The organism is Flammeovirga sp. SJP92 (genome assembly GCF_001583495.1).
In the GTDB taxonomy this organism is placed as follows: Bacteria; Bacteroidota; Bacteroidia; order Cytophagales; family Flammeovirgaceae; genus Flammeovirga.
In genome coordinates, this window is the sequence record NZ_LQAQ01000073.1 from 1 (window position 1) to 20,400 (window position 20,400).

A 20,400-nucleotide genomic window follows, 5' to 3' on the forward strand; every position below is an offset into this window, starting at 1 on the left:
TGATTTTAAACTCGCTTTGCTCAAACAAGAAAATCATTTTTAACGGCTCAATTCATGAAATTCTTAACGCTTTTCCCTTCAAGGCCGGGGAGCACTACTACCAAACTATAATGGAAGAAAGCTCAATGGCACGAATGTTAAGCGTTAGCATCATTCGTGTCCTTCCGATCATCAGAAATCTCCTGATTTCTAAACACTATAAATAACGAAAACTTAGTTTGCAGTGTATTTAGGCCTTTTATGTGTATTGATAGATTTACTGCTGTTTGAAATTAATTTCTATAACTTCACATTTACCAATAGGCTTCCCTTCATTAAATGTACCTTTTATACCAACATGAATTTTTTCTTTGTGAAAATTAATTTTGCTTTTCCTGAAGATAAACATTCTAGCAATTCCAGTTGGAGGAATTGGTTTTTCATTGGATAGTATGTTACCATCACCATCTTCAAACTCAGGATAAATCATAAAAAGTTGGTTGGACTTTATTGCTTCATGTTGATATCCAAAATCCCACTTAATACCTTGAAAAGCTGGAGATACACGACCACCTTGTTCGGGGTTAAGCAATTCGTATTTTACCTTGAAATCATAATCTCGGCCAAAGGTAATGCTATAAGGCTCTAAATAGTTTGTCATCTGAAATTATTGATGCTGTTTATATTCCTCTTTATTCTCTTGCATTTGTTGTATGTGTCTTTCAGCATGTTTACTTAAAAAGTAGATATACTCATAGACATTGATTTTACCAAGTTCATTGACGCTCATGGTGGTTTTATAGAGTAACCCTTCTCCGTTTTTGAGCTTTTCTAATTGATTTAAACAGGTGTTGATTTGACTAATCATTTCATCTTTGATTTCCCATTCACTTTTTTCACCCTTTGGTTCCATATGTTTGGGCCTTATCCAATCAAAAGATTTATGGATTCCAATTTCATTAATATTATCAAGGTCACCGTCAAAAGTATTTACAGATTCTTCAAGTGATAAATTTTTGATATTTCGTAATGCTTTATCCGTTCCTTTATCAATGAGAATCATTAGGAAGTGGCTCGTTAAAGCTATATGCTCTAAGATTTCAGCAATAGTCCAGCCATTATCAATCGGTTTGTAATGCTTTATTTCTTCTTTTTCTTCAAACCAATCAAGAATATTAGAATGAGTACTCAAGAGGTGAATTTGTATTTTTTGTATATAATTTCTTAAGGTCATTGAATTGTTGATAAGATGCTTGCTTTTTAAAATGTGTAAGTTAAGTACTATTTGCCTTTTTAAAAACTGTTACTGTAGAGCGACACTCTTTAACCACCATAATAATCATATATCATTATTGGAGGAATTTTTTAAAATGAGCCAGTTAAAATGATTTTTATGTTTGAGTAAAGCGAGTTTAAAGTCGTTGAAGTGAAAGGACGGAAATCTAGTTGACATTGTACTTTTTTGAAGTCTTAATTGTTGTTTTTACGTTTTATCCCCCTTTTTATAAACCATTCGCCTACCTCGACATTGAAAGGCCATTGAAAGCAAAGTTATTGTAATGCGATCTGATGAGACTTGCTAAGTTTTTGTAAAGCTTTAAACATTGGAATAGGATGATATAAAGATAAAATTGTCAGCCGTAATTTCATCATGAGAAACAAAGAGAAGTTCTCTGAGTTTCTAAAACACTAAAATCCAATAAACATGATTAGATTTTTTATTATGGCAGCAATGATGTTCGTTGCTACACAGACTTTTTCTGCCACAGGGTACGGTTATAACAATAATCGTATTGCTGTAAGTGCAGATGGGAACAATCAAGCTGACCCCAATACATGGGGAGGTACCGTGACAGCAACAGCTCCTTCTGCTGATGCAGGCAAAACTTTTACTTACAATGCTAACTGGCAAAGAGGAGATGAAGATGATTGGAGTGCTACTCCCGCTGCTTTAGCCATGCTAGCCAATGCTGGATTGGAAGGTAAACTTGTGCATTATTCTTATAATAATTTTATAGGTTCACCGTCACACACTTCTGCAGTCAATGTAATGAAAGAAGGAGTAGAAGGAGCACTTCAACGTTTTACAAACTTCAACGCTTCTGTTTTTTATGATGTATCTGCAAATAACACAGCGGCAATCAATCATCTAGCTGAACAAATCAAAATTTCAACGGCAAGCGATCCTCTGTATTTTGTTTCTATGGGGCCCACGGAATTCCTTTATCGAGCATTAGAAAAGGTAAAAGCCGATGGTAAAGCTTCAGCAATTAATCACCTGTATATTGTTTCTCATAGTAACTATAATGACAACAATATCCGAAGAGCAAATCACAGAAGAATTGAACATGTATTGCAGGATTTTCCTGTTACAGAAGGAACCAACTTTTTACGAATCAAAGATCAAAATCAGTCTTCAAACCTTACGCAAGGTTGGAGTACCAACAATGTCAACGGTGTAAATGATTATACACAATGGACTTGGATGAGAGACCATGTAGACGCTGATGTGAATTTTTTATGGGATAGAATGAACATCAACAGCCACAGTAAAGCAGATATTTCAGATGCGGGAATGATCTGGTTTTTATTGTATGGTGATCAAAATGGTAATCCAAGTAAATTGAAAACGCAGTTTGTCAATGGAGTGGTGGAAAGTGAAGCGCCTGATAGTGATTATTGCCCTGCAATTGAATCGTATGAGACGGGTGGTGTGATGGTTTTTGAGGCAGAAAGAATTCCTTTAAGAGGAGACTGGAAATTGGGAACTGACAGTGAATATGCTTCTGGAGGAAAATACATTTACTATGATGGACCTAATAATTATAATGCTCAGAATCCTGCCAATACTTTGACTTACAGTTTCAAAATCAATACGCCTGGTACTTATACTTTTAAGTGGTTTGTACGTCAAAATGAAGAAGAAAGAGGAAAAGTAGATGGACAACAAGGGACTGATTTAAGTAATGATGCTTGGTTGAGGTTTTTAGGAGGTGTAGCGTATGTTGGTGGAACACAGACATCGGAATTCTTTAAGTTTTATGGTCGTAGTGATCCAGGTTTCTGGCTTCATGGTGTAGCCGAATTTGATCATGATCACAATTGGGTAAACGTAAAATTTCCTTCTGCAGGAACGTATACTATGGAAATTTGTGGCCGTTCGCATGGTTATCAAATTGATAAAATTGTAATGGCTCAAAGTTCAGTAGTTAACTTAGGAAGTTACCAGAAAAAAACAGAGGCTCAAGCTCAAAAATATTGGTCAGAAACAGGAACACCAGACCCTAATTGCGGTAATGATAGTGGCACGGATAATACTGTGGCATTTGTCAATAAACCAACTTCAGTAGTGATAGGAGAAAGTTTTGATGTTACACTTGCCTACAGTTCATCGACTCAAAACGATGTTATGGCCATTGTAAATGGCCCTGATGGTACTTGGTTGGCCAATGCGATTCAAACTGTGCAGGCGGGATCAGGAAATGTAACTTTGACTATCGACCAAACAACTGCTTGGGCTGAAGAAGCGGATTATAATTTAAAAATAGCCATTCGTCCAGTAGGAGGAGCTTGGGATACGAATCTAGATGAAAAAGATGCAAAATTTGACGTCACTTCAGCTTTATCCAATACGGTGAGTTTAGTGAACTGCCCTGCTCCAGTGGCTACTGGCGAAGGATTGAATGTTTCCATCAATTATTCTTCCGCTACAGCAAATGATGTAATGGCTATTGTCCATGATCCAAGCGGTGTATGGTTGGCCAATGCGATTCAAACGGTTCAGGCGGGTACAGGTACTTTGAATCTAAAGGTAAATCAAGAAACCGAATGGCCTGAAGGTGCAAATTATCAGTTGAAAGTAGCTATTCGTCCAGTAGGAGGAGCGTGGGATACGAACTTCAATGAGGACAACTGTACGTTTGATGTGATTCCGTCTTCTCAGATCGTTTCTATTCAAAATCAAGGAAGCTTTAGCTATATCAGTGCATCTGATGAAGACAAACTTGCTGTAGTCGCAACGGTTGGAGTTGCTGAGCAATTTGAATTGATTGAAAACAGTGACGGTACTTTTTCATTCAAAGGCAGTAATGGTAATTATGTAAGTTCTGAAAACGGCAACAAGGAAATGACTTGTACTAGAACTGAAATTGGAGCTTGGGAAAAATTTACTTTGGAAGATTATGGTAATGATATTTACGCTATAAAAGGCAATAATGGTATGTATCTCCGTAACAATATGTTATGTACAAGCGAAGGCGTTTCTGAATGGCAGCAATTTAAGATTCAGTCGCCATCAAGTGCAGCTAGAAAAGCTGGTGGTGAAGTATCACTTTCTAATAATTTGAATATTAAAATCTATCCTAACCCAAGTGAAGGTGTTGTACAAATTGATTGGGGTAATGCTTCAGCAGCTGGAGTTGTTGAAATATTTAACCTTCAAGGACAAAAGGTTTATCAGTCTTCTGCAAGTTCTCAAATTGATTTAAGCCAACAAGAAGCTGGTATTTATATTATTCACTTATTGGTAGATGGAGTGAATACAACAGAGAAATTACTGATACGTTAGTATATCGTAAACTAAGTTTTCGGCTACTTGTGGTTTTTGGAAATCAGGAGATTTTTGATGATCTGTAGGACACGAATGACACTATCGTTTAACATTAGTGCCAGTGGGTCAACCTTGTTTTCATCATAAGAGAAATGAAGAAGAAGGAAGTTTGAAAGCAGATCCTATAAATGCTTGCAGAAAAGTCGATTCTAACTTGATGAAAATTTAGTTTACAAAAAATAACCACTCGATCATCTTAAAACTGATCGAGTGGTTTTATTTTAAATGCGGTATTTCATTCCTGATTATTCAATCAAAACTTTCTTTTCCTTAGGATATTTTACTGCATATTTAATAATCAGATCTTTATTTTCATTAGGCTTTAAATCTACTTTCCATTCTATTTTCCCAGTCAGTTTATCTACTTTGCCATTAGAAACTTCTAACATTTCTACTTGTATTCCTTTTATAGTAGAAACTGGAATTTGGTCATAGACCATAGTTGAAACTGGATAGTTTTTATTATTTCTCAGAGAAAGTTTAAATGCAATAGTCTCTCTTCGATTGCTCCCTATAAACTGATTGGCAGAAAACTCTGACAGCTTTTCACGTTTGATACTGATATTATTATCGATACCAAAAGAAATATCTAGAGTATCTTTGAACTGTTCTGTATTGATATTGGACTTCCCAACGTAGGAGTTCTCAAGATACACATTTACTTCTCCATCAATTAATTCTGCTTTATACCAATCACTTATTTTACCAATCAAGAATACATTTTCAGACATTTTTGGAATAGATTGGTATTCAAATTCGGCATCAAGGTTTGATGCTCTGAAGCTCATTGTTGTGGTTTTATTATTTGAAAGAATAGTTTGTGAAGCATCTACAGTATATTCATTGGAAGTTACCCTTTTGTAAGTGATGCCTGCAGGTACTGAAGAGGGACCTTTTCCTGACTTTGTGGTAATAACGATGACTCCGTTTGAAGCCCTAGAACCATAGATTGCAGATGAAGCCGCATCTTTTAGCACATCAATACTTTCAATTTCATCAGGATCAATGGAAGGATTTTGGGTATAAGTGACTCCATCTACAACATATAAGGGTTCTGGCGCCCCAGAAGATGAACTTACTCCTCTAATTCGAATGTTGGACTGAGCACCTGGCGCCCCAGATTTAACTCCAGCAACTTGCCCTTGCAAAGCTGAACCTAAATCAGCATTTAAAGCATTCGATAAATCAGGATAATAAAACTGTAAATAGAATGGAGATAATAAAGGTATTGAAGCTGAAATATTCGTTTTGGCTGTTGAAAGAACCAAGTCAACATCATTCCAATCTACACCGGTATTCTGTCTCACATTTCCTTTGTACGTTACATTTAGAGGCTTGTCCACTCCTAAGAATCGAATATCATAGGAAGGATACCAAGCGGCGTTATCCACTAAATAATTTAAAGAGATTTTAGAATTTGTGAATTGATTGGCTTCAACTGTTACAAGAAGGGTTCCTGAAGGCAGGTCAGATTTATTATTAAGTGAAGTCAATTGATTATCTAGCTTATCAACTTGCTTATTATAATCCAATATTATTCTCTTGCGACGAAGTAAATCAAGATTTAACGTTTCCACATTATCATTATAGATTGTATTAAAAGTCTGAAATGTTTCTGGGGTAACATTGCTGTCTTGTCCTGTTATTTTTTTATTGGAATATAAGAACTCAATCTTATCCATGATGATCTTGACCCAGGTTTCCTCTTCTTCAATCTTGAATTTCAGCTCCTCAATCTGATTTTTTAATTCCTTGATTTCTTTTCTTTTTTCCAATTCATTTAAATAATCATTTTGATGCTGTACCGTTAAAATGGTGTATGATCCATCTCCATCCACTCTTATACTCCCTTTTTTGATATAAGGCGATAACCCTGTGAATTTTAAAATCATCTGACCCTTTTGCAGATCAATAGATGCTTCTCTTTCAATCTGAGCTCCTTTTTTGAAAACAGTAACCTTATTGATCTCTGTTTTGAACTCTTTTTCTGTTTGCCCAAAAGCATAGTTGTAAAAACAAATAGCCAATGCTATTAGTGTCAGTTGTTTGTTCATCGTTTACAATTTTGTTGAATTCTTAAATGTTGTGTCACTTTTAAGTATATAAGTATAGTTTTATGATTCACTTCCCATTTTTATATAATAATTTGTCTTTTGTTCAGCTCTGAAATCCTCAGTTTCAACACAATCAATTCCATTAATAAAAATAAAGTTTAAAAGAGCAGAATCACCACTGCAACTTAAAATATGGAAAAAGCTGAGGAAGAGAATCAATCTGTAATGAGAGAAATCTAAAATCAGATATAATAGTAGGCCAAGACTTATCACCACAAAAGGTAATAGAATGATAAATAAAAACTTTCTTCCACCAATTCTTTCTCTATCACTACCAGCATAAAACATGAATTTCTTTAACTCCATTCCAAAATAAACTGATTTTGCACCTACTATTTTATAGCCTAAACCATGTAAAAGTTCATGTATTATGATTAAAAGGGGGATAAGTGGTATTACAAATAAGAAAGAAATCAAGTGCTCATTCTCATTAGTCCTAAAAAGTTGTATAAAATCATACACTACTTGTGCTATAAATAGAATAGAAATGATGATTTGTAGTGCACTATACAGTCTTATAAGTAATGATTTATTTTTCAGTTGTTCTATGAGAAAATGTTTAAAATCCTCATGTTTTATAGTAATCGTTCTCATTTCAAACAGATGAGTAATAGAAGTGTCTTTAATGTTTATAAAAAATCTCAACCTTAATCATTGAGTGGAAATTCAGTATTAAAAATTTTACAGCCTTTGTTTATTTTATGAAAGTCTTGAATCCTTTACAATGTTGCTTTCCATATGAACTTATATCTGAAAAAGGCAAGATAAAATAGAGTATCAAAAACCGAAAATTTTCTTTGATTGTTTTAGAGCATGTTTCAAACATGCTCTTAGAATTAATCCTCAAAAATTTTGGTCTCAAATCCATCGATACTTTTTGAATTTTTATCTTTCCAATAGTTCTCAATTCTATCCTTTCCTTGTTTTTCTGCCCAGTCATTTAATATGGAACGGTCCTCTTTATAATCCATGAATGGAACCCCGAAACCACATGAAGTTTGAACCAAGTCAATCTCCATTTCAATAATCTGTCTAGCCCCAATATTTTCGGGGAATAAATCAGCGTATTGATGGAATTGTTTATCTCTTTGATGATAAATAGTTGCTGTTCCATAAAGTCTCAAAATTAATGGTTTTCCATCAAAAGCACAGAACATAATTGTCATTCTATTATTGATTAATAGATGTGCCGCAGTTTCATTTCCACTTCCCGTTAGGTTCAGCCAAACTATTTTATTTTGGTCCATCACTCTAAATGAATCAGTACCTTTTGGAGAAATATTTACTCTGCCTTCATCAGCCGCCGTTCCCACAAAAAAGATCTTCTGATCTTCAATAAAACTTTTTAGTTCTGGCGTAATAAAATCTAATTTCTTTCCCATTTTTAATTCATGAATTTAGTAACAATGCAATTGCCAAGCTGAATGAATTGATGCTTATAAACACACCACTCATTATTTTAAATTTAGCTTAATAAGAGTTCGTGTGCAAGAAACCTTGGAGATCGCAATGTAAATTTAAAGAATAGGCGAGTTCAACTTAATATTGATATAGAATGCTTTTCAATAATTAGTTTGAAGATGGCAATTTCGCTTTCTGTCCTAATATTTAGAAATAAAATGATAAGAGCGAAAGGAGTTATGTTATTGCTTTAAGTTTTTTTCTTTGAGTAATATTGGGGTCTGTTTTTCTAACTAATTCTTCTAAAATATCTTTTTTAGTCACTAATTCTCTACCAATAATTTCTGCTCTCTTAACATTCCAGAATTTTGGTATTTGCAATTTTCCTTTACTGAATGAATATAAATAAGATAGTTCAAAAAATTGTATTATAGAATTCAAAGTCCAGAATAAAGAAGCTCTACTGATTTTAAAACCGAGTCTCTCGGCTGTTCTTTTGTTAAAAAAATAACTGTTGCCAACTATTTTTACATCGGGTGATAGTTCATTATTTTCAATCCTATTAATGATTGTAATTAGAGCCTTAAAATAGTGGTGAAGCATCGTTTTTTGTACATAACTTCCGCGGTCAGACCATTTGAAGTTTACAAAATAATCAAAGGTGGTGATGTTATGCAGGTCATATTTTTTATCGGTTTGAACCGTAGAAATAACATAGGGGTTTAAATATTTATAGTACCCCATTAATTTGAATAGAGGAACACTACTAAAATTGATAATTGGTGTTAAAAATGGAAAAAATAGAAGACCAAATGAATTTTGTAAAAGTGGTAAAACAATCTTAAAACCTGTAGTAATTAAAATAATTGCAATGATCCATTGCACAAGCTTTGGAAGTTCATAATATCTTTTCATTCAAGTAATTGTTAGTTTATTCTTTTCTGAGAATTGTTTATAAAGAGCTTTAAGCTGATTCAATATTATGCTACTGAAATCATAATTCAAAGTTAATAGGAAAGCTAAACATTACTTGTGAATTACATTATTTAATGTGTTATAAATTTAGTTTACAGTTCATAAGAGGCTTTTAATTAGTATCGTAAAATAAATACATCTCTTCTTTTTATAAGAAATAGAAATCCAAAACTAAGCTTATAATCGTAATATCAAGAAAGAGGATAACATAATCTATCCATGTTCCTTTTCCTTTGATAATCGTTGTCATCAACAGTCCAAAACCTCCCAATGCAGGAAAAAGAAGTGCAGGCCATTTTGCCCAAACAAAACTTTGCCAAAGAAGAAGGACAATCAATGCGTTGATAAAAACAAAAGCTAAAACACCCGTTGAATTGGGTGCTTCGACTTTTTTTAATTTTTGAAAAGAGATAATATGTGCGGTTGCATTGGCAATGAACAATGCGATGATTGTAGTTGACATTCTTATAATCCTATTTGTTGTTTCATCATTTCCATATAAGCATCATCATCCAATTGTTTACGGGCGGCGATGATTTGTTCCGCATCAGGACCGGCTATATATCTTAATTGTTTTTTACCGTCAGTCGCCGCTTCGTAAATTTTTTCAGCCACTATTATTGGTTCAGAGTTGACACTTCCTGCTTTCTGCATACCTGCCATAACTTTCTCTAAGAATGGGCCATATTCGGTCTGAGCAGGATCAACATTCATGCTTTTTGACACAGTTGCCTCAAAGTTGGTGTTGATCATGCCAGGTTCAATCATTTTCACCTGTAAACCAATTGCTTCTAATTCAAATGACAGTGCTTCACTCATTCCTTCTACAGCGAATTTAGAACCATGATAAAGGGTACCCAATGGAAAAGAAATCTTACCGCCCATTGAGGAAATGTTGATGATAGTTCCTGTTCCCGCTTTACGCATGTAAGGCAGTACGTTTTTAGTCACTAACAACGTTCCGATTACATTGACATCAAACTGCATTCGTATGGCCTTTTCAGGAGTGGCTTCCAGAATGCCGTAAGATCCATACCCTGCATTGTTCAATAGTACATCAATTTTCCCAAAACGTTCTACTGTTTTTGCTATGGCCTCTTTGATGGTATCTTCTTTTGTAACATCCAATGTGACCACCAACACATTTTCTAATGCATTTAATTCAGTGTCCTGTTCAGGATTAGAACGAACCGTTGCGGCAACATTCCATCCCTTTTCTTGAAAATGTTTTGCAGTCATTCTTCCAATACCTGTACTGCATCCTGTGATTAATATTGTCTTGCTCATGGCTGTATTATTGTTGGTGGTCTAATTTGATGTTTTCATAACCGTAATGATTATAATTAATCATTTGTGTCTGCACATTGGTAGAGCCTACACCTAAATTGTGCAATCGTGTGAGATGGGCGTATTTCTCTAGGTTAGAAACTGCCCTCGAAGTTTCCCACCATGCAGGTCCTGTAGCAAGAAAACTCGCACCCAATGCTTCTAATAGAAGTGTTTCGCCTTCATATGTATTTGCAATAATTTTAGAATTCATCCGCATAGAGCCATCAGGCATTACTCTCAAGTAATTAACTCCGCTAATCATTCCGTTGATATTCCCATTTGTAGGGCCTGAAAAATAGCCATTAAGTCGCATGCCCTCCTCTGGGATGGGAACTTGTCCAGTAAATACTTTATTGACGTCAGCACCAAAAGATTCTACAGTATTCAAGTGGCCATTGCCTGTATAAATTACTGTAGCATTTTCATCAGCTTCAAAATCTTCTAAGGTGAAAGGAAAGTTTTGATAATCGACTTTGCTCACATCGGGATCTTTCCATGCAAGTGTTGTTTCTAATGGGTTTTCATCAAATGCATAAATAGTAAGTGCTGTTTTTTGGGAAGTAGCATTCGTATTTCCTTTAGCGAAAAGATACTTTTCATTTACCCATTGGTAAGCCTCTCCATTATGACGTAATTGAATTTGATAGTTCACCTGACCATCAGCATCAGTTTCTCCTATTACTTTGACTGCTATTCTTTGTCTGTCTTTTGTCACTATGATGCCATGTGTGTTTGTAATACTACCAGTAGTTTGGGTAGTTAAGAAATCACGACCATTCATTACTCCATCAATTTGACCTGTAATATTTCCAAAAAGACTAAGAATGATACGAGTACCACCTTGAGCCTGACCGTTCATTATATCATTAGGATTTAATCCCATTCCTTCCATTCCAACGACTCCATAATTAAGTGATCCAAATTCTGAAGCACCAGAATGTTGTTCTAAGGTTTCGAAAAATAATTTTAGGGTTTGATTCATGTTATTCGTTTTTAAGGGTGTAAGCAGTCCATAGTGCAGTAATTAAATCGACCACTCCAATCAATATGATATTCCATGGTGCAACATCAAAGACAGCAAGCATTGAAGAGGCTGAGAAAAACCAAATTCTACCTTTCCATGAAATATCAAAGAAGTGTTTGTCCCCTGCTTTAGCAGAAGAAATATAGTAGTAAGCAATCCCCAATGTAAGAATTGCCACTATTCTAATCCAATGTTCAGAGGTTGCTTCAAAGCCGAATAAATTCAAGCAGAAATTGGGCATAAAAAGGAATCCCAATCCTGCACCAATGGCATAAATACCATAGGCCATAATTGTTTTTGCCGTTTTACTCATACCACTTTTAGTTGAAATCTTTCTTCTTAAAGTTATCCATCACCATCTGCCCTGCAAGTTTGGCAAAATGTCCCCAACTCTGATCGATGGAGAAGTAAGAAGCATTTTCAAGTAAGTGCTCTACTCTTTTTCTATTTGTCAGTTCAAAACTGGTGGAATTAAAATCGTTGAGAATGACAGATTTTTTGATATTGTCAAAATTCAAGGCATTACCAAAATTGCCGACTCCCGAGACAAAATCTTCGGTTGTTTCTCCACATCCACCCCAAGTGAGGTAAGCATTTAACCATATATTAGGAGGGACATCATTGACAGCGATTCCACCATAATTTAATTCTCTTACAGCACGATGAACTCTAGATTCATTGGCTTTCATAGTGTCATTATCCACTAACAGCATGCAACCCAATGACCCTAAAAGTTTATTATTACAGAAATCTGTCGCTTTTGTTAAAAACTCATCCGTGTCGGTTGAGACATCCAATGGAATTTCACTGTAAATCTGACAAAAGGCTTCATTTGTAACGGCAAAATCATCTTCTGTAATACTTGGAATTAAAACAAAGTCACTCTTGCTATGTTTTCCATGTTCAGGCTTTAATATCTCTGCAGAAGTTTGGTTTTCTAGAAATGCCTCTTTGGTTTTATCCACTCCTGGGTAATGTGAACTACAGGCAAAGGTTTCTTCCATTAGTGCTTTGCGAAGTGCATTGAGGAACGCTTCTCTCTGATCCCAGTTTTTGGAAGTGATGATCGTCTGAGGTCTTCCGCAAACCGCACCGCCGTTTAGTTTTCCAACAGAAGCTAATTGTATTGCCTGACGTTTTATATCTTTATCTGACCATTTTCCGGGTACAATAATACAAGGGTTATTTCCACCGCATTCTGAAACTAAAGGCGCTTTCGCTGCATTTTGAATCGCATGAGCCACTCCAGTAGAACCGGTAAAATAAATAGAATGAAGTCCTTCTAATGCAGCCATTTCTCTTCCCTGATCTGCATCACAAAAAGCAACAGCTTGAACTTCAATCATTGGAGCAAATATCTTCTCCCATATTGCGTCTGTGGCTTCATTGAGTTGGTGGGGTTTATGCAAAGTAACTTTATTTTCTAGAAATAAAGCCATGGCCATTTCAATAGAGGAACTATAATTCCCTGCTCCAGAGACAGCAATTACACCTGCCGGCTTATCCATTGGATTTGTTTGAGTTGGTGTACCTTCTATATGGAGATACCCTTTTTGTTGTGCTGCTGCAAGTTTATCTTTTGAAAAAATTGGAAAAACTTCAACCTCAAATAAGTTAGTGTCTATTTCATTAATGGAAAGAGGCTTTTGAATATTCCCTGTAGCTAAGGATTCATAGAGTTTATGAATTCCCATTAAGGTGTTGGCCATTGGCATCACGGTTGTTCCCATTCCTTCAGCCGTACTAGTGATATTCTCACCTATGAGGTCATTTTTCATTTTAGCATCAACTTCACCAAGCTCTACAGCATACTTCTTCAAATTATGCTGTACTTGTTCAAGTAATGCCAATCTTTCAAAAATTGAAGTGTCTTTCCATCTTTGTGGATCTAAGCTATTATACGCTTCCTGTGCTGTCATAGTATTGGGATTTTATTCTGTTACAGTTACTTGAACACAATTTCGTGAAGTAACAATCTACAGACTTACACAAAACGCAGGAAGCTTAACACAAAGCGCAGTTTCAACTTATATTACGGTATTCGATGGGAGTTTGACCTGTTTTTGACTTAAATAATCGCGTAAAATAATGTGGATACTTAAAACCTAAATCATAAGCAATCTCACTAACAGACTGTTCTGTCCCTACCAACATGTTCTTTGCTTCTTCAATGATAAAATGATTGATATGTTCTTTCGGTTTTCTTCCAGTTTCTTTTTTAATCAAATCACTAAAATAATGCTGTGACAGATGAGCAATTGTTGCAAAATGTTCTACACTAGGTAATCCGGATTCTAAATGTCTTTCTGCCTCGAAATACTTTTTAATCTCTTTTTCAAATTGAGAAATCACGCCCTTACACTGCACAGAACGTGTTTTGAACTGTCTTTCGTAAAAACGAGAACAATAGGTTAACAGTAATTCCAAGTTAGAGACAATCACTCGCTGACTATGGTTATCATCAGGTTGTGAACACTCGGATACAATGTTATTTACAGCAGTCTGAATAATATTTTCCTCACTTTCAGACAAATGCAGTGCTTCAACAATATCATAATTGAAAAAAGAAAATTCACTCATAATTTCACCTAGGTGGGTATTTCTAATCAGGTCCTTATGAAAATAAAGCATCCACCCTTGTATATCTCCTTTTTGAACAGGTTTTGTAGGTGTATACACTTGGCCTGGAGAAGAAAAAACCATCAATCCCTCTTTAAAATCAAAGGAATGTCTTCCATATTCCACTCCACAGCTTTTATCTTTCAAAGAGATCATATAGAAATCACAAATGACTTTAGCCCCCACATTTTCTTCTGATATAAAAATTTCTGAAGCATCTAGCAATGAAATTAAAGGATGCTTGGGTTTTGGAATACCAAACATATAATGAAGGTCACTGATTGATTTGATATTATAGGTTGTCATCTAAATAAGAATATTTTATGAGCATATTTAAGACTGAAATAAACTGAGTTATGCAACTTTTAGTTACTGAAGGTTGGAGTTCTAGATTGAGTTCAATACACAAGAAAATAGCATTTTGTTACAGGTTTAAAATAATAATAGGACGACTATTTAATATAACTATTTGAGCTTGGATAGTGATTGAGATCCAGTATTATTACAGCTTAATCACAATTTTTTACAAGAAAATTTATAAGGTAATGCTTTGGTATTTTTTCAATGGTTGAATTCCTTTTTATTCTATTTCTGCTTTCCCATTTATAATTTTTACCCGGAATGGATTTCCAACTTTTGAAGGTGTCCAGCCAATTTCTAAAGCTTGTTGAATCCCGTTAGTTTTCTACAAGACCGGGAGAGTACTCCCCTATGAGTAGAGTAGAAATCGGTTATTTCATCACCCTTATAATGTCGCATACTTCACCCTTAGTAGGTAAGCCTGTCTTCCCTGTATAGGGTGCGGTCCGTTCCCTTATAAGGGTGAGGTGTTCACCCTTATAAGTATTGTGTAATTAACCTGTTGGTATTCACGATCTAGCATAAAATTGTTCAAATTTGGTTTCCTCATCAAATCCGAGTAAGTTCTGTATCATCTTTGAAAATGTTTCCCCTTTTAATTGATACAGTTCTAGACTAACAATATCATCTAATTGATAATAATTTTTTTCATCATCAACATACAGCACAGCATTGTAGTCATCAATATAAGCAAAGCAGACTAGTTCCTTATTTATCCCATACTCCGCACCATTTTTTATTCGTTCTATTGTTTCAGGAAATACGATATTTCTTGGAGTCCAGTAGTCAGGTGATGAGGTTCTTATTAACTCTAGTCCACCAAATTCTAAAATTATATCCCAAGCATGTTTTAGTTCAGGTTTCAAATTTGTTGTATCTATATTCTGTTGCGATTTTCTGCCTTTGAACCAACCTGCCTGCTTCAAACTTATTTGATAGTTGAAATTTTTCAATTCTTCCACATCAATATATTTTCCTAGCAATGCCAATTTAGTTTCATACACACAATCTTGATTGTTAAAGTCTATATTGATTAAGTCAAAAAAGCAGTCTGAACCAAGTCTAGATTCAAGGTCACAGTTATTATATAACCAAGATTCAAATTCTTTTACTGCAATATTACCTGATAGGAAGTCTAAAATTTTTCTTTTGGCATTATCTTCCATAATCTCCATCTTTTTTATTACCTGTTGTTGCTATAGACGGGTGATTAAAAATCAATAAAAATATTGAGCTAAGAATTATTGTTTTCATGATTGTTTCTCTTTTAAGTTTGCTTGTTTTACTTAAATGATGCGAATGTTGAGCTATGGTTACATTCGTGTTTTATGAATGATAGAAACCTTTTGCTTTCAAAAAGCAATTAATATTCAAAAACTTAATACTCAGTTGTAGTTATGCAATTATCAATTCTAAATTATCGAATATAGTATTTTATAAAAAAGATGGTTTTCATAAATTTCATTTTCAACTTTCTTTTCTATCCGTACATCATAGCTGGATAGTTTCTTAGTCCAAGAGATGTAGCCAAAACCATTATCATTATAGCTATTGTATTCATTTTTCATTTCAATAAATCCATTTCGGGTGGCAACAAATGATAATGTATCCTCTTTGTAGACTTCAGTAAACTTTAAATAGTTGTTTGCTAATTCTTTAATCTCTAAATCAGTTATGATCCTATGATCCGTAAAATGATATACATCACCAATGCGGTAGAAGGTTTTCATCGGCAAATTCGCAAGATCACCAAAAATAAAAGTGTATTCCCTAATAATATGTCAGTACTTAAATTGATCTATTTAACACTGAATAATATCAGTAAAAAATGGACAATGCCTGTCAGAAATTGGGCAATGAACGGTACAGCAATTAAGGATCAAATTCGGTGACAGAATGCCGATCGATCTTTAATCATAAAGTTGATCTTCTCGAAAAAAGAAATTTAATTGAGAGATAAGAAGTTCAGAAGAAAAACGAGACAGCGTTCAACTGACACTCAAGATAAAGAAATGCTAGGACTAAACTAGCCCTAGCTTTTACAACTACTTATTAAACTATTTTTGTCTTTAATGTTTTGAAGTGTTTTATATATCGAAGTATATGTATTTAAGATTTCGTTAGGGTATACTTACTAAGTTGCTCTAGCGAAATAATATCATTACCCAATTTCGTTTACTGGGCAATGATATTATTGATAATTTATCTGCTTCACCGTTTTATTACGTTTCAGAAGATTATTTTTATAGCGATTGTATTACCCCTCATTTTTTATTGTAATGCTTTATAATTTGGGACGCCCAGCGTAGATTTTTTCATTGTTTGACACTTCCAAAATCATAGAACTGATGCTTCCGCCATCATCAGGGAAAGTGGCTTCAATAGTATTTGAATCTTTTAATAAAGACATCTTGACAGGTATTTCAATAACCCCAAAGAAGTCTTTTCTGTTGGCTTGATCCAATCCTTTCCAATTGTCTGGTACAGTAACAGTGGTGCCATTTACTTTGATAACAGGCTTTTTAGAACGGTCATGCTTTCTACTGATCCCCATCAGTAAAGTAGCTGAACCTTCTTTGACGTCCACATCAGAGAAGCTGAAAGCTATACTGTTATTTGCTTTGATGGGTTGTAAATAAGTCGTAGAGTAATATTTTGATTCTTTGATAGCACTTGTCTGTTGGATCTCTTCTGCATATTTATATTCTAAAACCACTGTTTCACCAGGAATAACTTTTAAAGAAGCGGGAGCAGTTTTCGATTTTTCAATTGACATTACTGGTTCCACATCATCATATATTTTTAATGATTTAGTGATCACTTTTGTAAGTTTACCAACGGATTCTTCAAAGTTTAAATCCACATTATGTTCTTTGTCATCTAGATTATTCAGTGCAATAAAAAGTTTATTTCCTTTTACAAAACCTTGAATTTGAATATCAGGATTACTTGTTTCTACTTTAACTCTTTTGCCTTCAACTTCTTTCCATAATTCATAGAAATGGATTCTTGGAGAAAATCTCCATCCTTTTACTTTAGGTTCCCCAAGATTAGTAGGAACCATTAAACAAGCACTGTAAGGTTGATAATCGTAAGCCTTTGTTAAATGCCAAGGTGATTTATCTGTGATAAATGGAATAGAAATGTCCATTACGTTCTCACGATCCAGAAAGTTGAAAATCATATGATTAATACTTCTGATGGACTGAATGCTTTCAACATCAGTAAAATGATCTTCAAAACCTTTTGTAATTCCTCCATACTCTGTAATTGCATGCGGTTTAATTCTTCCCCACTTGATAAAACTATACGTTTCAATGATATCTAGAATAGCTTCAGCATTACTTCCTGATCTTAAGTTATTTTGCCCTTCTACATTGACACCGTCATAAAGGTGTGTTGAAAAGGCATCCATATCTGCACCGGCGATGTCCATGAATAGTTTCATGTTTTCTTCCCAATGCGAAAAATCTTTCAATTCCATAGAAGGCCATGCGGCCGAATACCCCACTACTTTCATCTTAGCAAGGCTTGGTTCTGCATGAATTTTTTTACCTACAGCGGCAAACAACTCTGACATCTGTTTCTTGATACGTATTTCTTCATCGTTGTTCCATCCTCCTTCGTAAAAATCTTTAGCATGAACAAAAGGTTCATTCATAGGCTCAAAAAACACTGGTCTTCCTTTATCAGTCGTGTTATTTTTAAAATATTCAACAGCCCAATCACCTGCTTTTTCCACATCCATACCATCCTTGAAAACACTTTTAGGATGTTCAGTTCCTACATAGCGAGAAACATTTTTCACATCAGTAGTTCCAGGTTTTGAGTTAGGATAATTTCCCACTTCATGACCTTCACTCTTCGACTGAGAGTAGGGACCCCAGAACCCTCTGCTTGGGAAAGCATTATAATTTTTATAGAATTTTATTATGTCTGCATCTTTAGCACCTCCGTGTAAATTGAAATATTTATTTCGCTCTAGTTCTGAAACATTTCCAATAAAACGCTGTACTTTCGGATTGATATTGACGGTTGTTTGACCATTTGATTTTTGAACAAAAGCAACGCCCAGCATGCATAGAAGAAGAGCAGACATTACCTGTTTGTTCCAATAGGTAAATATTTGATTCATAAAAAACGTAGATTGTTATTAGTAATAATTCTAGCACAAGCTACTTCTCATTTTATGAAGACGAGTTGAAATTATAGGTTGAATAGGGGATAAAAATTTTTTAAGGGTGGGATTGGAATGATATTGAGGTCGGTAAAAGGTGATGAATGTAGGAATCGGAAATAGTATTTCGAGGCTTTCTAGAAGTTAAAAACACCTCTTAATTAGTACTTAATCCACCTTAAAGCGCAATACAGTTTTCAGCTTCTCAACTGGCACTTTACGAAAGTCTGAGAGATAAATTTCTCTATGGATTTTAGACTTCCTAGTTAAGTTAGTTTCTTGAACAAACTCTTCCATTTTGGCAAAACTTTCAGGTTCATCATCATAACTACCTACGTGAAGCATTTGAACACATTGACCATCTGTAATTTTTTCAAACCTGATCTTATCCAATAACATATTTGGTTTCTTCTTTTTAGTCATTTCTAAAACCTCATCAAAGAAAGCTTGATTTACAAACTCAGGCTGCCTGATCATAATGTCATACACTAACTCATCTTTGTCAAGCTCTCCAGAATAATTCGCTTTAGCTTTTTCAGATATATCCCAAACACCTTCCAACGGATAGACGGTCCAATCTTGGTAGCCTTGAGGGGGCTGTCCACTTTTTTTGAGATTCATTTTAATCCCATAAGCCATACTGTAAAGTGCACCGATACTTTCCTCAAATTGTTCACTGTTTGGATTACCTTCTCCGCTCAACACAATGTAATTGTATTCCGGTACATCGATAATTTCAGGTTTAGCTTTAGGCAAGTAGGTCGCCTTTTCTTTTTTTCTCCACTCGTGTTTCATTGTCTTTTTGTTTTGAATAGTAAATACATCGTAAACTAAATCATCTTCAACTTTTATCCGAAAACTTAGAGATGTTTCAAACACGCTCTTAGTATTTAAAATTTTTAAGCTCGCTTATAAAGTTATCATCCTTTACATTTTCATCCAAGTAAATATTAATGTAATACAGTGAGAGTTCCGTAATGTGGATTGAGGGTGGCTAACAACACTTAACTAGTGTGCTACCAGATTGTAATTTAAAGTTAGCTTTGTTTTAATAAGGTCAATTTTTGATGTTGTGTTTATCAAAAATTGACCTTTTTAATTTTACTTTTCTCTCTCTAATCATTAGAGTAATATGTTGTTAAACTATTCAATAGGTTTGCTCTATATAACTCTTTCACTTAATAATTAGACTTTGAAATCAAAGGCTTTCTTTTTTTGAGAAAAAAATATTTTCTTTTCCATTTATACCTATATCGTAATAAGTTACACTAACATTAAAAAGATATTCCATGTCATAATCAAAATCAGTAAACTTAAATTCTTTATCAATAACATAAAAATTATTCTCACCGTGTAAAGAATCAATAGTACCTGCTGAAAGTAATGATATATCTGTTTCATTATTAATATAATAAGAAACCCTAGACACTCGTGTTCTAGGTATATTAACAAGTTTTGAATACAATTTAAATCCATTCTTTTCTTTTATAACTGAAAAATCTAAGAATGGTGTACCCTTATATGTTGATATCAAATCCGTAGAATCATAACTTACCATTAGAATTTCTTCTCTTTTTGAAAAGTATTTAAAAGTTTTGAAGGGATGCCCTACTATATGTCCTTCATTATCTCTTATATAGTATTCCTCATAAAAATGTAAATATATCGAATCAAGATAACCATCTTTTTTAAAAGCATATAAAAGAGTTAAACCGTTATCATCTCTTTCAAGTACCAGATCATTTTTTGGTGAACTCTTAGTACAAGAGTTGAGAATAAAAACTAAAAATAAAAATTTAAAAAAATCTTTCAT

The 20,400-nt window shown here is 34.3% G+C and carries 19 protein-coding genes and 1 pseudogene; 3 read left to right on the forward strand and 17 right to left on the reverse strand.

All coding sequences use genetic code 11. From position 1 onward, the window contains the following. A partial coding sequence (locus AVL50_RS33535) for a hypothetical protein (protein ID WP_216639058.1) occupies positions 1 to 206 on the forward strand: 206 nt, incomplete at its 5' end. A gap of 50 nt (positions 207 to 256) precedes the next feature. Here AVL50_RS33535 and AVL50_RS17030 read toward each other — a convergent pair. Beyond that, positions 257 to 640: a hypothetical protein gene (locus AVL50_RS17030; RefSeq protein WP_062617703.1), complete on the reverse strand. Its 384-nt coding sequence runs from the start codon at positions 638 to 640 to the stop codon at positions 257 to 259. Positions 641 to 646: 6 nt separating this feature from the next. Beyond that, positions 647 to 1,171 carry a DinB family protein gene (locus tag AVL50_RS17035; protein WP_172826865.1) on the reverse strand — a complete coding sequence of 175 codons (525 nt, stop codon included), beginning with the start codon at positions 1,169 to 1,171 and terminating at the stop codon, positions 647 to 649. A gap of 513 nt (positions 1,172 to 1,684) precedes the next feature. Here AVL50_RS17035 and AVL50_RS17040 point away from each other — a divergent pair. Next, complete coding sequence (locus AVL50_RS17040; RefSeq protein WP_082795879.1) at positions 1,685 to 4,546, forward strand: T9SS type A sorting domain-containing protein; 2,862 nt, start codon at positions 1,685 to 1,687, stop codon at positions 4,544 to 4,546. Positions 4,547 to 4,833: 287 nt separating this feature from the next. Here AVL50_RS17040 and AVL50_RS17045 read toward each other — a convergent pair whose 3' ends face one another. From AVL50_RS17045 to AVL50_RS33380, 12 genes are all read right to left on the reverse strand, one after another. Then, on the reverse strand, positions 4,834 to 6,642 hold the full coding sequence (locus AVL50_RS17045; RefSeq protein WP_062617706.1) for a mucoidy inhibitor MuiA family protein: 1,809 nt from the start codon (positions 6,640 to 6,642) through the stop codon (positions 4,834 to 4,836). A 60-nt stretch (positions 6,643 to 6,702) separates the two neighbouring features. Beyond that, the gene (locus AVL50_RS17050) at positions 6,703 to 7,347 is read right to left on the reverse strand and encodes a DUF3267 domain-containing protein (RefSeq protein WP_157491381.1); all 645 of its coding nucleotides are present in this window, start codon (positions 7,345 to 7,347) and stop codon (positions 6,703 to 6,705) included. A 191-nt stretch (positions 7,348 to 7,538) separates the two neighbouring features. Next, positions 7,539 to 8,084 (reverse strand): pyridoxamine 5'-phosphate oxidase family protein, encoded by a 546-nt coding sequence (locus AVL50_RS17055; protein ID WP_062617708.1) that lies wholly within the window; start codon positions 8,082 to 8,084, stop codon positions 7,539 to 7,541. A 256-nt stretch (positions 8,085 to 8,340) separates the two neighbouring features. Next, a complete protein-coding gene (locus tag AVL50_RS17060; protein ID WP_062617709.1) occupies positions 8,341 to 9,018 on the reverse strand; it encodes a hypothetical protein in 678 nt (225 codons plus the stop codon). A 208-nt stretch (positions 9,019 to 9,226) separates the two neighbouring features. Next, positions 9,227 to 9,541, reverse strand: a complete 315-nt coding sequence (locus AVL50_RS17065) for a hypothetical protein (protein ID WP_062617710.1) — start codon at positions 9,539 to 9,541, stop codon at positions 9,227 to 9,229. Positions 9,542 to 9,543: 2 nt separating this feature from the next. Continuing rightward, positions 9,544 to 10,365, reverse strand: coding sequence for an SDR family oxidoreductase (locus AVL50_RS17070; protein WP_062617711.1), 822 nt, complete (start codon positions 10,363 to 10,365; stop codon positions 9,544 to 9,546). Between the two features lie 7 nt (positions 10,366 to 10,372). Beyond that, positions 10,373 to 11,389: a hypothetical protein gene (locus AVL50_RS17075; RefSeq protein WP_062617712.1), complete on the reverse strand. Its 1,017-nt coding sequence runs from the start codon at positions 11,387 to 11,389 to the stop codon at positions 10,373 to 10,375. A 1-nt stretch (position 11,390) separates the two neighbouring features. Beyond that, positions 11,391 to 11,744, reverse strand: a complete 354-nt coding sequence (locus tag AVL50_RS17080) for a hypothetical protein (protein ID WP_062617713.1) — start codon at positions 11,742 to 11,744, stop codon at positions 11,391 to 11,393. 7 nt (positions 11,745 to 11,751) lie between these two features. Further along, entirely contained in the window at positions 11,752 to 13,350 is a 1,599-nt protein-coding gene (locus AVL50_RS17085; protein ID WP_063850765.1) for an aldehyde dehydrogenase family protein, read from the reverse strand. Positions 13,351 to 13,453: 103 nt separating this feature from the next. After that, positions 13,454 to 14,356: an AraC family transcriptional regulator gene (locus AVL50_RS17090; RefSeq protein ID WP_062617714.1), complete on the reverse strand. Its 903-nt coding sequence runs from the start codon at positions 14,354 to 14,356 to the stop codon at positions 13,454 to 13,456. A gap of 563 nt (positions 14,357 to 14,919) precedes the next feature. Beyond that, a complete protein-coding gene (locus tag AVL50_RS17095) occupies positions 14,920 to 15,576 on the reverse strand; it encodes a hypothetical protein (protein ID WP_157491382.1) in 657 nt (218 codons plus the stop codon). A 246-nt stretch (positions 15,577 to 15,822) separates the two neighbouring features. Beyond that, on the reverse strand, positions 15,823 to 16,140 hold the full coding sequence (locus AVL50_RS33380; RefSeq protein WP_062617716.1) for a hypothetical protein: 318 nt from the start codon (positions 16,138 to 16,140) through the stop codon (positions 15,823 to 15,825). Between AVL50_RS33380 and AVL50_RS33855 the strand changes: the two are divergent. After that, a pseudogene (locus tag AVL50_RS33855) lies at positions 16,105 to 16,185 on the forward strand (hypothetical protein); the annotation flags it as partial. The gene AVL50_RS33380 and the pseudogene AVL50_RS33855 sit on opposite strands and share 36 nt — an antisense overlap. Before the next feature lie 509 nt (positions 16,186 to 16,694). Here the strand turns inward: AVL50_RS33855 and AVL50_RS17105 are convergent. The 3 genes from AVL50_RS17105 to AVL50_RS17115 all read right to left on the reverse strand — a co-directional run bounded on the left by AVL50_RS17105 (position 16,695) and on the right by AVL50_RS17115 (position 20,400). Then, positions 16,695 to 18,545, reverse strand: a complete 1,851-nt coding sequence (locus AVL50_RS17105; protein WP_062617717.1) for a hypothetical protein — start codon at positions 18,543 to 18,545, stop codon at positions 16,695 to 16,697. A 210-nt stretch (positions 18,546 to 18,755) separates the two neighbouring features. Then, positions 18,756 to 19,382, reverse strand: a complete 627-nt coding sequence (locus AVL50_RS17110; protein WP_062617718.1) for a GyrI-like domain-containing protein — start codon at positions 19,380 to 19,382, stop codon at positions 18,756 to 18,758. A 403-nt stretch (positions 19,383 to 19,785) separates the two neighbouring features. Further along, positions 19,786 to 20,400: a hypothetical protein gene (locus AVL50_RS17115; RefSeq protein ID WP_062617719.1), complete on the reverse strand. Its 615-nt coding sequence runs from the start codon at positions 20,398 to 20,400 to the stop codon at positions 19,786 to 19,788.

Bases quoted from the DNA above. Each gene is read 5' to 3' on its own strand.
- AVL50_RS17030 (WP_062617703.1), bottom strand. From the start codon at position 640: ATGACAAACTATTTAGAGCCTTATAGCATTACCTTTGGCCGAGATTAT.
- AVL50_RS17040 (WP_082795879.1), top strand. From the start codon at position 1,685: ATGATTAGATTTTTTATTATGGCAGCAATGATGTTCGTTGCTACACAG.
- AVL50_RS17045 (WP_062617706.1), bottom strand. From the start codon at position 6,642: ATGAACAAACAACTGACACTAATAGCATTGGCTATTTGTTTTTACAAC.
- AVL50_RS17055 (WP_062617708.1), bottom strand. From the start codon at position 8,084: ATGGGAAAGAAATTAGATTTTATTACGCCAGAACTAAAAAGTTTTATT.
- AVL50_RS17060 (WP_062617709.1), bottom strand. From the start codon at position 9,018: ATGAAAAGATATTATGAACTTCCAAAGCTTGTGCAATGGATCATTGCA.
- AVL50_RS17065 (WP_062617710.1), bottom strand. From the start codon at position 9,541: ATGTCAACTACAATCATCGCATTGTTCATTGCCAATGCAACCGCACAT.
- AVL50_RS17070 (WP_062617711.1), bottom strand. From the start codon at position 10,365: ATGAGCAAGACAATATTAATCACAGGATGCAGTACAGGTATTGGAAGA.
- AVL50_RS17075 (WP_062617712.1), bottom strand. From the start codon at position 11,389: ATGAATCAAACCCTAAAATTATTTTTCGAAACCTTAGAACAACATTCT.
- AVL50_RS17080 (WP_062617713.1), bottom strand. From the start codon at position 11,744: ATGAGTAAAACGGCAAAAACAATTATGGCCTATGGTATTTATGCCATT.
- AVL50_RS17085 (WP_063850765.1), bottom strand. From the start codon at position 13,350: ATGACAGCACAGGAAGCGTATAATAGCTTAGATCCACAAAGATGGAAA.
- AVL50_RS17090 (WP_062617714.1), bottom strand. From the start codon at position 14,356: ATGACAACCTATAATATCAAATCAATCAGTGACCTTCATTATATGTTT.
- AVL50_RS17095 (WP_157491382.1), bottom strand. From the start codon at position 15,576: ATGGAAGATAATGCCAAAAGAAAAATTTTAGACTTCCTATCAGGTAAT.
- AVL50_RS33380 (WP_062617716.1), bottom strand. From the start codon at position 16,140: ATGAAAACCTTCTACCGCATTGGTGATGTATATCATTTTACGGATCAT.
- AVL50_RS17105 (WP_062617717.1), bottom strand. From the start codon at position 18,545: ATGAATCAAATATTTACCTATTGGAACAAACAGGTAATGTCTGCTCTT.
- AVL50_RS17110 (WP_062617718.1), bottom strand. From the start codon at position 19,382: ATGAAACACGAGTGGAGAAAAAAAGAAAAGGCGACCTACTTGCCTAAA.
- AVL50_RS17115 (WP_062617719.1), bottom strand. From the start codon at position 20,400: ATGAAAGATTTTTTTAAATTTTTATTTTTAGTTTTTATTCTCAACTCT.